Here is a 13869-nt window from a genome sequence, read left to right on the forward strand (position 1 = left end):
AACACGCCCACAAAACCCGGATTGTTCAACACATCTAGCCCCACAACCTGCACACATAGCTTAAAAAACACTCAGAAACCATCGCAGCAAACCCAACATGTTCAACAAACCCACCGACACCTGTCGATGGGTGTTCAACAATCAACCCACCCGCATAATATGCGCTCTAGTGCAACAGTAGGTAAGAGAATACTTAACAAATCAGGATTACCAGGCACGACATGTGTCACTCGACACGTGTCGCCGACACTATTAATGCACAACATTTTTATACCAAAAACCTTTCGTGGTCGGGTGTAGCCAAACTTAGGCCCTATGGATGCGTTAGGCAGACCTTTTCGTGATCGTTGAACAGTTGCCACCCCCGTGTTTTACCCCCGTTGGGTTGGGTCGAAAGTATGAAAGGCCCGAACCAGCATGATGCTTGTACTGGTTCGGGCCCGGCAAACAACGCCAACACGCGGCATTTAACGCCGCTGAATACGCACCTCTGTGTAAGAAATTGACGTGATAATCCGCTCCCGCAACACCCTTGGCGCGTGGGCCTGCCCGCAGCAGTCCCGCACCAGGCCACGGATCGCTTCCTCCGATTCAAGCTGACGGAGGCAGTCCGGGCAGCTCGCTAGTTCCTGCCGGATGGCGGCAACACGCTCAGGTGGAGTATCGGGCTGGAACAGCTCGCACAACAGCTGGTGCATGCCACGGCAGTCAGCTTCATTTGCGTGGTTATGTTCTGTTGCCATTACTTCTCCTCCGCTTTCTGCTGCGTCAACTCCGCCATATCCGCATGGTCGAGCCCTATGCCTTGTTCGTGTGCTACGTCTTTCAACATCTCGCGAAGCTGTTTTCTTCCACGGTGCAGTCGGCTCATCACGGTCCCCAGCGGAATGTCCATCACTTCGGCGATCTCCTTGTACGCCATGCCTTCGACATCCGCGTAGTAGACCACCATGCGGTAGTCCTCGTTGAGCGCGTTGAGTGCTTCGCTGATCCGCGAGTTCGGTATCGCCTTGAGCGCCTCGACCTCCGCCGATTCGAGGCCCGTCGAATCGTGTGAGCTTGTGGTGTAGAGCTGGTGGTCGGTCACGTCCTCGGCGGAAGTTTCTAGTGGTCGACGCTGCTTCTTCCTGTACGTGTTGATGTACGTGTTCGTCATAATTCGGTACATCCAGGCCTTCAGGTTGGTCCCTGGTTTGAAGCTGTCGAACGCGTTGTACGCTTTCAAGAAGGTCTCTTGTACGAGGTCTTCGGCGTCTTGTGGGTTGCGGGTCATCCGCAGCGCGCCACCATAGAGCTGGTCGAGCAGTGGCATCGCTTCCTCAGTAAAGCGTGTTTTGAGGTCTGTTTCGGGCATAGGGGCCATTGTAGCCAGCCGAGCGCGCGACGTAGCATCGTCTGTATGCAACGAACTCGTGCTTTGAAAGTTGTGGCGAAGACTCCGCATAAGGTGTTGGAGTACGCCGCGAGCCAGGATAATTTCGGTGAGCATTCGGCCCATGAGCTGGGGCTTGATCCTACGACGGTACTCAAGACGCTGGTGGTGTCGAATGTGCAGGACCCGAAGAAGCTTGCACTGTGTTGCGTGCCTGTCTCCGGGCACTTGAGTTTGAAGGCGGCGGCGAAGGCGCTGGGTTGGAAGAAGGCGGCGATGGCGGAGCTCGCCCAGGCTGAGCACGCCACGGGCTATGTGGTGGGTGGGATCTCACCGCTGGGCACGCTCAAGAGGCTCCCAGTGCTTCTCGACGCCACCATCGAGCCCCTCGACGCTATCACCGTCTCAGCCGGTCAACGGGGACTGTCCGTGCAACTTGCCCCGGGTGACCTGGCGAAGCTGACGTCCGGGAAGTTCGCACCGATCGGCGCCTAGATCGGTTGGATGAGTTCGGGCGAGTCGTTTCGGACGTTGCCCACCTCGCGCCCTACAGCGTGCCACTGCAGCTGTGGCGCCACCCGTGAGGGATGAATGAGCGCCTGGGCTTCTTCGGGTGTGCCCTGCGTCCACTGCTCAACCTCCTCGGGGAGGAGGAAGAGTGGGAGCCGGTGGTGCAGCCATGCGATGCGCTCGGCGGCGTCGGTGGTGACCATGGTCGTCGAAAGCCGGTCGGCGCCGGTGTCCCACAATGCGGCGGCAACGAGCATCCCGGACTCTGGGGTGACGTAGTAGGGCTGTTTTTCGTGCCATTCGTAGTAGCCGTCGAGAAGCATGATGCCGCGCTGCGCGCGCATAGCATTCCGAAACGATGGCTTCTCCGCAACAGTCTCGCCACGCGCGTTGAACAGTGGTGGGCCGGAGTCGTCGCGCTTCCAGCCTGGTAGCAGCCCCCAGCGGGCGGCCTGGAGCACCGCCTCGGTGCCGCGGAAGCGCACGAGCGGGACCTGGTGGGTCGGCGCGACGTTGTAACGGGCAGGCGGCGTGCCGTCGGGGGCTGCGACCTCTCGGACGCCGGGCAAGGTGCCCACAAATTCAACGAGTCGCTCGCCGGTACTAAACAAAACGAAACGGCCACACATTCCTCCATTATGATGTACGCCATGACTGACTTGTGGCCAGCCCCCTCAATTGCCGACCCCGTCCGCGCCACGCTCGCGCTGCCGGGGTCAAAGTCGATGACCAACCGCGCTTACATCCTGGCGGCGCTGGCCTCTGGCCCGTCGACGCTCGTCGGGGCGCTGCGCTCCCGCGACACCGACCTCATGGAGGCGGCCCTGGCTGCCCTCGGCGTGCAGTTCACCCACGACGGCGACACTGTCCACGTCCAACCAGCTCCCCTGCGCGGTGGCGACATCGACTGTGGACTGGCCGGCACTGTGATGCGCTTCGTGCCTCCCGTGGCAGCATTCGCGCAGGGCACCACCCACTTCGACGGCGACCCGCACGCCCGCACCCGGCCGATGAGCACCATCCTGGATGCGCTGCGCCAACTCGGCGCCGACATCGAAGGTGAGCGCCTCCCCTTCACCGTCCACGGCACCGGCACCGTCGCAGGCGGGGACGTCAGCATCGACGCGTCCGGGTCCTCCCAGTTCGTTTCCGGTCTGTTGCTTGCCGCGGCTCGCTTCGAGCACGGCGTCACGATCACTCACACTGGCGACTCGCTGCCATCCATGCCACATATCGATATGACGGTGGCAATGCTGCGCGAAGCGGGCGTCGAGACGCAGTACGAGAACTCGACCTGGCATGTTGCCCCGCAGGAGATCCGCGGGCGGCGCTGGGAGATTGAGCCCGACTTGTCGAACGCGACGCCGTTTTTGGCCGCTGCGGCAGTCACCGGCGGCGAGGTGTGCATCGAGCACTGGCCTGCGCAGACGACGCAGCCTGGCGACGCCATCCGCGACATCCTGGCGCAGATGGGCTGCGAAGTAGATATGTCGGGCAACGCGCTGCGCGTCCAGGGCCCCACGCCGGGGACGCTGCGTGGCATCAGCCTGGACATGGGCGACATTGGTGAGCTCACCCCGACCGTCGCAGCGCTGGCGACGCAGGCGGCGACCCCCTCCGAGCTGACTGGCATCGCGCACCTACGCGGCCACGAAACGGACCGACTCTCCGCCCTCACCACCGAGATCAACAGACTTGGCGGCTCGTGCGAAGAGCTCGAAGATGGCCTCCGCATCCACCCGCAGCCACTCCACGGCGGCACGTGGCACTCCTACGACGACCACCGCATGGCCACCGCCGGCGCGATCATTGGGCTGCGCACCTCAAATGTGCAGGTAGAAAACATCGCAACCACCGCGAAGACCCTGCCCGACTTCCCCGCGATGTGGCACACCGCGCTCGAACAAGAAGAAGCATAGAAAGAACCTCATGGCACGCCGCAAGTTCAGCGATTACGACGAATCCGACGTCCGCGTCCGCCCCGGGCGCGGCTCACGCCCCCGCACCAAGGACCGTCCCTCCTACGAGGACGCGCTCACCGGAATGGTGGTCACCAAGGATAGGGGGCGCTGGGGCGTCATGATGGACAACGGCACCCTGGTGAACTGCATGCGGGCGCGCCACCTGAAGCGCACCAGCATCGAAGTCGGCGACCGAGTCAGCGTTGTGGGCGATACCAGCGGGCGCAAGGACACGCTCGCCCGCATCGTGCACCGCGCCGACCGCATCTCTGTACTCCGCCGCACTGCCGACGACACCGACCCCTTCGAGCGTGTCGTCGTTGCCAACGCTGAGTTGCTACTCATCGTGGTCGCCGCCGCCGACCCGCCACCACGCACGGGCCTGGTGGAGCGTGCCCTCATCGCCGCGTTCGTCGGCGACGTGCGCCCCATCGTCTGTATGACCAAGACCGACCTCGCGCGCCCGGACGAGTTCATCGCCGAAATCGAGGACCTCAACGTCGAAGTCCTCACCGTAGGTATCGACGACCCCCTCGACCAACTCACACAACGCCTCAACGACCACGTATCGGCCTGCGTCGGCCACTCCGGCGTGGGCAAGTCGACGCTGGTCAACCGCCTCGTCCCGGACGCGCAACGCGAAACCGGCGACGTCTCCGGCGTGGGCAAAGGCCGCCACACCTCAACGCAGTCCGTGGCGCTCGAGCTTCCGGGCGGCGGCTGGATCATCGACACACCGGGCATCCGCTCGTTCGGCCTGGCGCACGTCTCCCCCGACCAAGTAATCGACGTCTTCCCCGAGCTCGCCGAGGCAGCCCAGGATTGCCCGCGCGGCTGCACGCACGCCGGCCCGCCCACGGACCCGGAGTGCGCCTGGGACGCCTTCGAGGGAGGGGCGCTGTCGCGCCGCGTCGCCGCCGTGCGACGCCTACTCAGCGCGCTGCGCTCCAACAACGAGTGGGATCTAAAGCAGCTCGACGAGGAACGGTAGCTCGCTGACGTCGTAAAACGCCAGGTAATTGTCCTGCGCGTCCCCGACAGCCAGCTCCGCGTCCTCGTCCCCGAGGTCTGCGGCGTCGATGTGTTCGATGGCCTTCGCCGTCGCCGCTTCCGCCTCCGCCAGGTCGATATGGATCGCCGCAACGTCCTCCAGCGCCACCGGCCCAGACACCCGCACGACGGAGTCCCCCATGTCATCGGCTTCCTCGGCGTCCACGTCCGCGGAGATCACCACGCGGCGGTGCGGGAACCGATCCTGGTCACCAATCGCCAGCAGACGGATGGAGGCCAGCGCGGCGTCGTCAAACGCTACTGCCTCAATCTCCTCCTCATCGCCGGAGGTGAAGAACTCGCGCAGCGCCGTCGTCGCGGCGAAGCCCCACCCGTTGCGCGGGTGCAGCACCTTGTCTGCGGCGAGTCCCTCCACCATGGAGAACGTCGCGGGGATGTAGACGCGCATTAAAACTCCCCCTCGATATTGAACAGCGTCTGGATCTCCACCGCGGTGCGGTCAAACGCCGTGTGCAAAATCGCGATCATGCCGCACTCGACGGCCGAGCGGACGTTCATGATGTCGTCATCGATCATGACGCAGTCATTGAGCGGAATATCCAGCGCATCCGCCGCGGCCTGGAATGCTGCCGGGGACGGCTTCTCCGCACCAATGTCGCCGGAGAGCACCACCGCGTCCACGACACCGCGGAACTCCCAGTCCCGCACCGCGTCCGCCATTTGGCCCTCGGATTCCTCGTTGGACAAAATGCCTACGGCCTTGTCTTTCTCCTTCACAGCCTCAATCAGCTGCTGCCAGCGGCGCTGATCCTCCGGGTCCTGGTCCAACACACCTGCGTAGTCAATAATGAGTCCCTGCATTTGGACGCCTCAATTCCTGTACTTCGTTTTCGGTTCTTCTGCAGTGCACACCAAAGTGCGCAAATTCTCCTAGCGCCCTCACGGCGCGAACGTGCACAATACTACCTACCAGCACCCCGCACCGTGCACAACGATACGAAAGGACCCCGCCGTGACCTACTACCCCGCCCCTGGCCACCAGCACGTTCAACTGCTCGTTCCCTCCCCGAAGCGCTCCGGACGCGCAGCGGAAACGCGCCGCCGCCAAGCACGGTACTCACCCAGCGACCCTCGCCGCACCGGATCCAACGTCGCCCCGCTCGTGCGCACAGCGCTCGCAGCAAGCTTCGGAGCCACAAACCTCCGTGCACTGCGCGCCGACCGCTTTTCCACGGCCGCCCGCACCAACGTCCGCGCCTACCGTCGCTTCCAGCAACAACACGCGGGCCCGCCGCGCATCGTCACCTGCCACGCCCGCGACGGCGGCGAGTTCTTCGGCACCGTCGCTACAGGGCAAAAGCGCTTCGGGTTCGTGGCAAAAATGGACAACGGCCGACTGGTGTCCTTCAAGATTCTCTAAGGAACACCAACCGGCCGGGGCGTGCAGGACGAGGTTAGGCCTGCGCCGTCTCGTCTTCTGCCGACTCGAACTGCTTGCGCATCATGAAGAGCTGACGCACCGTCTCCTCCTGGATGGCCTCATTCATCGCGTTGAACATGTCGCCACCCTCCTTCTGGTACTCAACCAGCGGGTCGCGCTGCGCCATCGCACGCAGGCCGATGCCCTCCTTGAGGTAATCCATCTCGTAGAGGTGCTCACGCCACTTCGTATCGATGATCGGCAGGATCACCATACGCTCCACGTTGCGCATCTGCTCCTCGCCGCCGATCTCGGCAACGTTCGCCTCGAGCTGATCGTACTGCGCCTGGGCGTCGTCGATGAGTGCCTCGCGCAGCTGCTCAGCGGTGAGCTCGCCCGGCTTGCCGTACTCGTCGCCGTCGATAAGCTCCTGGGCCGTCTTCGACGGGCCGTACAGGGACTCGAGTGCGTGCCAGAGTTCCTGCAGGTCCCAGTCCTCGACGTAGCCCTCCATCGTCGCGCCATCCACGTACGCGCCGACAGTCGAGCTGATCATGCGGCGGACCTGATCCTTGATGTCCTTCGACGCCAAGATCTCCTGGCGCTCACCGTAGACCACCTTGCGCTGCTCGTTGAGCACCTCGTCGTACTTCAGGACGTTCTTACGCATCTCGAAGTTCTGGTTCTCAACCTGCGACTGCGCGCCCTTAATCGCATTCGACACCATCTTCGCCTCAATCGGAACATCGTCCGGAACGTTGAGGCGGTTCATCATGTTTTCCATCGACTGGCCAACGAAGCGAACCATGAGCTCGTCGCGCATCGACAGGTAGAAACGGGTCTCACCCGGGTCACCCTGACGGCCAGAACGGCCACGCAGCTGGTTATCAATGCGACGAGACTCGTGGCGCTCCGTACCGATCACGTACAGGCCACCGGCCTCACGCACTTCGTCGCCGAGCTGCTTCGAGCGCTCCTTCGCCTTCGGCAGCTGCTCGTTCCACGCCTCCTGGTAGCGCTCCTCATCCTCGAACGGGTCGAGGCCCTGCTCCTGCAGCTTCGCATCCAACAGAATTTCCGGGTTGCCACCCAGCACGATATCCGTACCGCGACCAGCCATGTTCGTAGAGACCGTCACCTTCGCCGGCAGACCAGCCTCCGCGATAATGCGGCCTTCTTCCTCGTGGTGCTTCGCGTTGAGCACATTGTGCTTAATGCCCTTGCGCGTCAGCAGCTGCGAGAGGTACTCCGAGCGCTCCACCGAGGTGGTACCGACCAGCACCGGCTGGCCCTTCTCGACGTGCTCCGCAATATCCTCCGCAACAGCGGCAAACTTCGCTTCCTGCGTCTTGTAGATCAGGTCGTCGCGGTCCACGCGCTGGTTCGGGCGGTTCGGTGGAATCTGTACAACGTCCATCTTGTAGATCTGGTGCAGCTCCGCCGCCTCAGTCTCAGCGGTACCGGTCATGCCAGCCAGCTTGTCGTAGAGACGGAAGTAGTTCTGCAGCGTCACCGTCGCCAGCGTCTGGTTCTCGTTCTTGATCTCGACGTTTTCCTTCGCCTCGATCGCCTGGTGCATACCCTCGTTGTAGCGACGGCCCGCCAGCACGCGACCCGTGAAGCTATCGACGATCATGACCTCACCCTGGCGGATGATGTAGTCCTTATCGCGCTCGAAGAGTTCCTTCGCCTTAATAGCGTTATTCAGGTAGCTCACCAGCTGCGAGTGCTCAGGCGCGTACAGGTTGTCAATGCCCAGCTGGTCCTCGACGAACTCCACGCCTTCCTCGGAGATACCAATGGTGCGCTTGCGGTGGTCCACTTCGTAGTGGATGCCCTCGCGCATACGCGGTGCGAGCTGCGCGAACACGGTGTAGAACTGGCTGGAGCCATCAACCGGGCCGGAAATAATCAGCGGGGTACGGGCTTCGTCGATAAGAATCGAGTCAACCTCGTCCACGATGGCGAAGTTGTGGCCGCGCTGCACCATGTCGTTGACCGAACGGGTCATGTTGTCACGCAGGTAGTCGAAGCCGAGTTCGTTGTTGGTGCCGTACGTAATCGCCGCGTCGTACGCCTTCTTGCGCTCCTGCGGGCGCATGTCGGACAGGATCACACCCACGTCGAGCCCCAGGAAGTGGTGGACACGACCCATCATCTCGGCGTCACGCTTTGCCAAGTAGTCGTTGACGGTAACAATGTGCACGCCCTTGCCGCTCAAACCATTGAGGTAGGCAGGCAGCACCGAGGTCAGGGTCTTACCTTCACCAGTTTTCATCTCGGCGACGGAACCGAAGTGGAGCGCGGCACCGCCCATGATCTGCACCTTGTAGTGCTTCTGCCCCAGCACGCGCCAGGATGCTTCGCGGGCTGTCGCGAACGCATCGAGCAAAATGTCGTCGAGCGAAGCGCCGTCGGCAATCTTTTGCTTAAACTCTTCCGTTTTGGCCTTCAACTCGTCATCTGTGAGTGCCGCGTACTCGTCATCGAGATCCATGACTTGATCAGCGATCTTCGAGAGGCGTTTTACCATACGCCCTTCACCCGCACGCAGCAGTTTCGACAGTCCAAACACGTTTCTAGAATCCTTCAAAAGTTAGAAAAACAAAGCGATCACGCCAGCTCTACGCGCTGCTTTTATGTACCAATCGGCCATTGTACGCACGCGTCAACGAAAACAGGCAATCACAACTGGTGGAATCAATAAGAAAAGAATGTGAAAACGCCGCCCGCCCGTACAAGCTTTTTGCTTACACAAGCAGGCGACGAATCATACAGTGACGACGCTACTTCTCGTCGTTTGCCTTGACCTCATCTTCTGGAGCCAGGGTGATCAGACCGTAGTCGTATGCGTGGCGGCGGTAGACCACTGCTGGACGCTTCGACTCTTCATCGATGAAGAGGTAGAAGTCGTGGCCAACCAGCTCCATCTCGGAGAGCGCCTCATCGACGCTGATCGGGGTATCCGGGTGCAGCTTGCGACGCACAACCTGGCCGAGCGGGGCATCCTCAAAGGTGCCAGCGTACGGGTCAGTGTCGTACTGGCCCTCCGCTTGCTTTGCGCGAGCATCCTCTGCCTCGTGCGCAAGCTCAGCTGCGATTTCGCCGGTGGACTTCGGTGCGCGGTGGCCGGAACGAGCAATCTCGCGGCGGACCTTCACCTTACGCAAGGAGCGCTCCAGCTTACCCAGCGCGGACTCAAGCGCTGCGTAGAAGCTGTCTTCCTTGGCTTCCGCACGTGCCAGGTGGCCCTTGCCGGTCGCAGTAATCTGCACGCGCTGTGCCTGTGCCTCACGACGAGGGTTCGGCTCGTGCTGCAGCTCAACATGGAAGAACGTCAACGTTGGATCAAGCTTCTCAATCTTGGCGAGCTTGGCGTTGACGCGCTCTTGGAAATGCTCTGGGACCTCGACGTTACGGCCAGTAATCGTAACCTGGGCTGCTGGTGCGAATCCGTCGGTGTGCTCTGCAGAAGTCATCTGCTTCCTCCCTAGCGTTGTTGGAACTGGGTCTATCACCACTATACAACTGGTAATAACCAATGGCTACGTATCTGTGTAAAACTCCCTGCCAGTTTGCTACCAGCGAACACCATGCGTGCTGCGCGGCTAGGCGGCGCACACGGCAACGCAGCTGACCACGTCAAACCCGTGCGCGAGCAGCACTTCTACGCTGGTCTGAAGCGTGGCGCCGGTGGTCACGACATCGTCGACAACAATGACGGGGCCAGCGCCGGTGCCCGTGTGCAGCGCCTCCCACCCGCGGCGCATCCGCACCGCGCCGGCCAAGTTGGACCGGCGGTGCGCCGCGTCCAACTCCGACTGGTCAGTCGTTGATTCCGCGAGCTCCAACACGTCCACCACCTTGCGCCCCGAACGCTTACAGATCACGCTCACCGGGTCCCCGCCGCGCTCCCTTGCCGAGGCCGCGCGCGTCGGCGCAGGGACCAGCAGCGCGTCCGGGTGAATCTCACCGCGAACCTCAAGAAAGGTCAGCGCCGCGTCCAGCACCGCCCCGACATGCTTGCGCACAGCCAAATTCCTGCGCTCCTTCATCGCGAGCACTACCCCACGGTGCGCGCCGCCGTACGGCCCGAGCGCGAACACCGGCACGTGCGGCAAGTGCTGCGGCGACACCCGGCGCGGCAGTGCCGACAGTTCAGTGCGGCAGGCTGGGCACAACACGGAGCCTGGGGTGCCGCACCCAGCGCAGTGGCGCGGTAGGAAGAGTTCACCAACCTCTGCGAGCGCCACGCCGCCTACCTCGCGATGATCGGCAGTGAGCGCACACCCTGGAGGCCAGGCACCTCGCGCCAGATCGGGGTGTCAGCACCACTGACGGGCATTTGCAAAATGGCGTTTGCGTCGGTCGCGTACAGCATGTTTGGCGACGCCGCCACGGCCACCACCGGCGCGGAGATGTTCCCGAGCGACAGCGCGGTGGTCGAAGATCCGTCCTGCTCCACACGCATCACGGGCGACGCCGGGTTCGAGGTGCCAACGATGAGCGAGCCGTCGGGGTGCCAGTCCGCGGAGACCACACTGCCACCGAGCTCGTAGCTGTACTCGAGAACGTTGACGATGGTGCCGGCGCCTGCGGCGCGCTGCTCGATGATGCCGGTGTACAGGCGGCCGTCAATCACCATGACGACGCGCGAGCCCGATCGGGAAAGACGCAGCACGGAAATGTTGCCGTCGACATCTTCGGGAAGATCAACGTGCACTTCCTCGGTGGTGACCTCCCCTGTCGCCGAGGATTGCGTGGAGCGCAGGATGTGCTTGCCGTCCGAAACGGTCCACACCGCCTTGCTGTTTGGCTCGAACGATGGGCGCGAGAAGGTCTCCGCCTTCACCACGTCCACGCTACCGCCGGTGAGCTGCCCGAGGCGCAGCTCGGCGCCTTCGGGGCCGTCGCCGACGTTGAACACCGCGGCCCACTGCCCCTCACCGGAAATGTCGGCGGTGACCACGCTGTGCGTGTTGCCCAGCACATCGGCAACAGGCTGCGGGCCGCCGCCGGTGATTTGGGAGACGTGGCCGTCGGCAAGCGAGTACAGGGTGCTCTCCCCGACTTGCTCGACGACGGGGCTGACGTCGATGAAGTCGTCGGTGGTCAGTTCGCGGGCGCCGGTGATGAGCGGCTCGCCGTCGGCGAGGAGCGAAAACGGGCCGGTCACGCCTGCGGAGGCGAGCGTCCACACCACCTGTGCGGCGAAACGGCTGCGCGCGGCCTCGTCCATATTGCCGAGGCCCGCAAAGTGGTAGACACCGCCCTCGAAACCGGTGTAGCGCACCGTCGATGGCAGCGTCCCCATGATCGCGGGGCGCAAGCGGCTAGTCGGCCCTTCGAGCAGCAGCGAGATCAGCGTACTGGGTAGGAAATCGCGCGGCGCGTAGACCCAGCGCCGGTCGGTGACCAGCTCCTTGCCGGTCGGATCAAAGAAGTACAGGTTGTAAGGCTGGTATTGGTTGCGCAGCTCGGTGCGCTCCATGACCACGCCGGGCGGCAACGAGGAAATGCGCCACTGGCCGTCGACCTGCTCGAGCTCCAGCGTGGCCTCGTAGGTACCGCGCTCCGGAGTGAACACGCCACCACTGCCGAGCGCGCCGACCACGTTGCCATGCACCGCAAAACTGCGCTTGCTCCCCGAGCTGCCGGACACCGTATTCAACCCGATCCGGTCGACGATGAGCGTCTGCTCGTTGGCGCTCCACGTGGGCTTCGCGGCCTCAGTGAGGAAGGCGCGCGCCGCTTCGTAGTCGCCGGTTGGGATCGCGGAGGCCGCGTAGAAGTCACGCAGCAAAAGGTCCGGCTCGCGGTCCTTGATCGGGCCGATAATCTCCGACTCCGGCGCTTCCTCCTGGTAGGGCCGGAGCACATGCGGGTCAGTATTCGACGGCAGCGTCGCGCACCCGCCCAAGAGCAGCGTCGTGCTCATCGCTATAGCAAGGTACCTACGCTTCATGCACTTCATCTGGCTGCCTTTCCTCGTCCTGCGTTTCGACGTCCACTTCGACGCTGTCCGCGTCCGCCCCGGGTTCCAGCTCGAGGGGCAGAGGGGACGTCGAAAAGCCTGCCTCCGGATCCAGCGGCAGGACCAGACGGAACAGCGCACCGACGCCCTCTTCCCCGACGGCTTCCAGCGTGCCGTGATGCAGCTGCGCGTCCTCGCGGGCAATGGCCAGGCCAAGACCGGTGCCACCAGAGTGGCGCTTGCGGGACTTGTCGGCGCGCCAGAAACGGTTGAACACCAGTTCCTCCTGCCCAGGCTTGAGCCCGATGCCGTGGTCCCTGACCGTCACCGCGACGGCACTCTCGTTGGCGCGCAGTGTCACGGTAACCGGCCTGCCCTCCGAGTGGTCAATCGCGTTCGCAATGAGGTTACGCACGATGCGCTCGATCCGGCGGGACTCGCCCAGCATCATCACTGGTTCCTCCGGCATATCGAAGGAAACTTCCACGCCGAGCTCGTCCGCGAGGTGCTGCGTCTGCTGCCACGCCGACATGATCGGCGACTTCATATCCATCTGGGTGACGGACAAGTCGGCGACACCGGCGTCGTGGCGGGAAATCTCCAACAGGTCATTGAGCAGGGCCTCGAAGCGGTCCAGCTCGCGAGTCATCAGCTGGGAAGCGCGGCGGGTACCAGGCTCCAGGGAGTCCTCGTCGGCGGCGATCATATCCGCCGCCATCCGCACCGTGGTCAGCGGCGTACGCAGCTCGTGGGACACGTCGGACGTGAACTGACGCTGCAGGTCGCCGTAGCGCTCAAGGTGATCAATCTGCTGCGACAGCTTGTCCGCCATGTTGTTGAAGGACAGCGCCAGCACCGCCATCTCGTCCTCGCCGTCGACAGGCATGCGCTCACGCAAGTGGCCTTCAGCAAACCGGCGCGCAGTACGCGACGCCGAGCGCACCGGTGCAACAATCTGTTGCGACGCCAACCACGCAATCCCCACCAGCAGGACGCTGACGATCACCGTGGCCGTCGCTAAGATGCCGCGCATCAGCGCGAGCGTCGAGGCATCGTTGTCCATATTCATCACGAGGTAGAGCTGCAAGTGTGGCACATCAGAAGTCGTCGGAGTGCCGATAATCAGCGCGTTGTACGACGAGTGGTCACCGCGCTGCACCGAAGAGAACTGGTACGCAATGTTCCCCTCCGCAACGTATTCCTCCAGCTTGTCCGGGATCTGATACGCCTCCGGCGAGGACGTAACGATCCCGTTCGGGTTCTTCACCACCAGCACCGGCTCGTACACGGCGGTCGCCTCAGAGCTCTGCTGCGTGCGCTGCGTCAGCCCGGCGCGCGCCGAATTCAAACGGCTTTGCAGCGAGGTCGCCGACCCCGAGTTGTTAATCTGCTCCTCAACCGTGACGCGTGCGCGGTCGATTTCCACGCTCGCCGCCTCAATCTTCGAGGCAGCGATGCGCTGGCTCACCACGGATGCCAACGCGAACCCCAACACTAACATCACCACAGCGGAAACAATCAGCACTGTGCCGACGAAGCGCACCTGCAACGAAGTACGCCACGCCTCTGTGATTCGGTCCCTGCTACGTTTCAGTACGGCGAACAGGAGCGCCACCTCCCA

General features: G+C 63.0%; 14 protein-coding genes. 4 read left to right on the forward strand and 10 right to left on the reverse strand.

Going from position 1 to position 13869, the window contains the following annotated elements; all coding sequences use genetic code 11:
• Positions 1–467: 467 nt before the first annotated feature.
• A complete protein-coding gene (locus BJP06_RS02325; RefSeq protein ID WP_071567268.1) occupies positions 468–743 on the reverse strand; it encodes a hypothetical protein in 276 nt (91 codons plus the stop codon).
• Positions 743–1354 (reverse strand): sigma-70 family RNA polymerase sigma factor, encoded by a 612-nt coding sequence (locus tag BJP06_RS02330; RefSeq protein ID WP_071572683.1) that lies wholly within the window; start codon positions 1352–1354, stop codon positions 743–745. The genes BJP06_RS02325 and BJP06_RS02330 overlap by 1 nt, the downstream gene beginning before the upstream one ends.
• Before the next feature lie 45 nt (positions 1355–1399).
• Between BJP06_RS02330 and ybaK the strand changes: the two genes are divergently transcribed.
• Positions 1400–1867 carry a Cys-tRNA(Pro) deacylase gene (gene ybaK / locus BJP06_RS02335; protein WP_071572684.1) on the forward strand — a complete coding sequence of 156 codons (468 nt, stop codon included), beginning with the start codon at positions 1400–1402 and terminating at the stop codon, positions 1865–1867.
• Here the strand turns inward: ybaK and BJP06_RS02340 are convergent.
• Positions 1864–2511: an SOS response-associated peptidase gene (locus tag BJP06_RS02340; protein ID WP_071572685.1), complete on the reverse strand. Its 648-nt coding sequence runs from the start codon at positions 2509–2511 to the stop codon at positions 1864–1866. The two genes, ybaK and BJP06_RS02340, sit on opposite strands and share 4 nt — an antisense overlap.
• A 21-nt stretch (positions 2512–2532) precedes the next feature.
• Here BJP06_RS02340 and aroA point away from each other — a divergent pair, with 21 nt between their 5' ends.
• Both aroA and rsgA read left to right on the forward strand, forming a co-directional pair.
• Positions 2533–3801 carry a 3-phosphoshikimate 1-carboxyvinyltransferase gene (aroA, locus tag BJP06_RS02345; RefSeq protein ID WP_071572859.1) on the forward strand — a complete coding sequence of 423 codons (1269 nt, stop codon included), beginning with the start codon at positions 2533–2535 and terminating at the stop codon, positions 3799–3801.
• A gap of 10 nt (positions 3802–3811) precedes the next feature.
• Positions 3812–4834, forward strand: a complete 1023-nt coding sequence (gene rsgA / locus BJP06_RS02350) for a ribosome small subunit-dependent GTPase A (RefSeq protein ID WP_071572686.1) — start codon at positions 3812–3814, stop codon at positions 4832–4834.
• Here rsgA and BJP06_RS02355 read toward each other — a convergent pair.
• On the reverse strand, positions 4808–5302 hold the full coding sequence (locus BJP06_RS02355; protein ID WP_070362942.1) for a hypothetical protein: 495 nt from the start codon (positions 5300–5302) through the stop codon (positions 4808–4810). The genes rsgA and BJP06_RS02355 overlap by 27 nt on opposite strands.
• Positions 5302–5715, reverse strand: coding sequence for an HAD family hydrolase (locus BJP06_RS02360; protein ID WP_070975921.1), 414 nt, complete (start codon positions 5713–5715; stop codon positions 5302–5304). The genes BJP06_RS02355 and BJP06_RS02360 overlap by 1 nt, the downstream gene beginning before the upstream one ends.
• A 151-nt stretch (positions 5716–5866) precedes the next feature.
• On the opposite strand from BJP06_RS02360, the gene BJP06_RS02365 reads away from it, so the two are divergent.
• Entirely contained in the window at positions 5867–6274 is a 408-nt protein-coding gene (locus tag BJP06_RS02365; protein ID WP_071572687.1) for a hypothetical protein, read from the forward strand.
• Between the two features lie 34 nt (positions 6275–6308).
• Here BJP06_RS02365 and secA read toward each other — a convergent pair whose 3' ends face one another.
• From secA to mtrB, 5 genes are all read right to left on the reverse strand, one after another.
• A complete protein-coding gene (gene secA, locus BJP06_RS02370) occupies positions 6309–8849 on the reverse strand; it encodes a preprotein translocase subunit SecA (protein WP_071572688.1) in 2541 nt (846 codons plus the stop codon).
• A gap of 211 nt (positions 8850–9060) precedes the next feature.
• On the reverse strand, positions 9061–9753 hold the full coding sequence (gene hpf, locus BJP06_RS02375) for a ribosome hibernation-promoting factor, HPF/YfiA family (RefSeq protein WP_070362946.1): 693 nt from the start codon (positions 9751–9753) through the stop codon (positions 9061–9063).
• A 129-nt stretch (positions 9754–9882) separates the two neighbouring features.
• Positions 9883–10527 (reverse strand): ComF family protein, encoded by a 645-nt coding sequence (locus tag BJP06_RS02380; protein WP_071572689.1) that lies wholly within the window; start codon positions 10525–10527, stop codon positions 9883–9885.
• 5 nt (positions 10528–10532) lie between these two features.
• Complete coding sequence (lpqB, locus tag BJP06_RS02385) at positions 10533–12239, reverse strand: MtrAB system accessory lipoprotein LpqB (RefSeq protein ID WP_255365769.1); 1707 nt, start codon at positions 12237–12239, stop codon at positions 10533–10535.
• On the reverse strand, positions 12229–13863 hold the full coding sequence (gene mtrB, locus BJP06_RS02390) for an MtrAB system histidine kinase MtrB (RefSeq protein ID WP_304440869.1): 1635 nt from the start codon (positions 13861–13863) through the stop codon (positions 12229–12231). The genes lpqB and mtrB overlap by 11 nt, the downstream gene beginning before the upstream one ends.
• Between the last annotated feature and the right edge of the window lie 6 nt (positions 13864–13869).

The organism is Corynebacterium sp. NML120713 (assembly GCF_001875735.1).
GTDB lineage: Bacteria > Actinomycetota > Actinomycetes > Mycobacteriales > Mycobacteriaceae > Corynebacterium > Corynebacterium pseudogenitalium.

Coding starts and splice junctions, on each gene's coding strand:
- BJP06_RS02325 (WP_071567268.1), bottom strand. CDS start 743: ATGGCAACAGAACATAACCACGCAAATGAAGCTGACTGCCGTGGCATG.
- lpqB (WP_255365769.1), bottom strand. CDS start 12,239: ATGAAGCGTAGGTACCTTGCTATAGCGATGAGCACGACGCTGCTCTTG.
- ybaK (WP_071572684.1), top strand. CDS start 1,400: ATGCAACGAACTCGTGCTTTGAAAGTTGTGGCGAAGACTCCGCATAAG.
- BJP06_RS02355 (WP_070362942.1), bottom strand. CDS start 5,302: ATGCGCGTCTACATCCCCGCGACGTTCTCCATGGTGGAGGGACTCGCC.
- BJP06_RS02330 (WP_071572683.1), bottom strand. CDS start 1,354: ATGCCCGAAACAGACCTCAAAACACGCTTTACTGAGGAAGCGATGCCA.
- aroA (WP_071572859.1), top strand. CDS start 2,533: ATGACTGACTTGTGGCCAGCCCCCTCAATTGCCGACCCCGTCCGCGCC.
- BJP06_RS02360 (WP_070975921.1), bottom strand. CDS start 5,715: ATGCAGGGACTCATTATTGACTACGCAGGTGTGTTGGACCAGGACCCG.
- rsgA (WP_071572686.1), top strand. CDS start 3,812: ATGGCACGCCGCAAGTTCAGCGATTACGACGAATCCGACGTCCGCGTC.
- hpf (WP_070362946.1), bottom strand. CDS start 9,753: ATGACTTCTGCAGAGCACACCGACGGATTCGCACCAGCAGCCCAGGTT.
- BJP06_RS02340 (WP_071572685.1), bottom strand. CDS start 2,511: ATGTGTGGCCGTTTCGTTTTGTTTAGTACCGGCGAGCGACTCGTTGAA.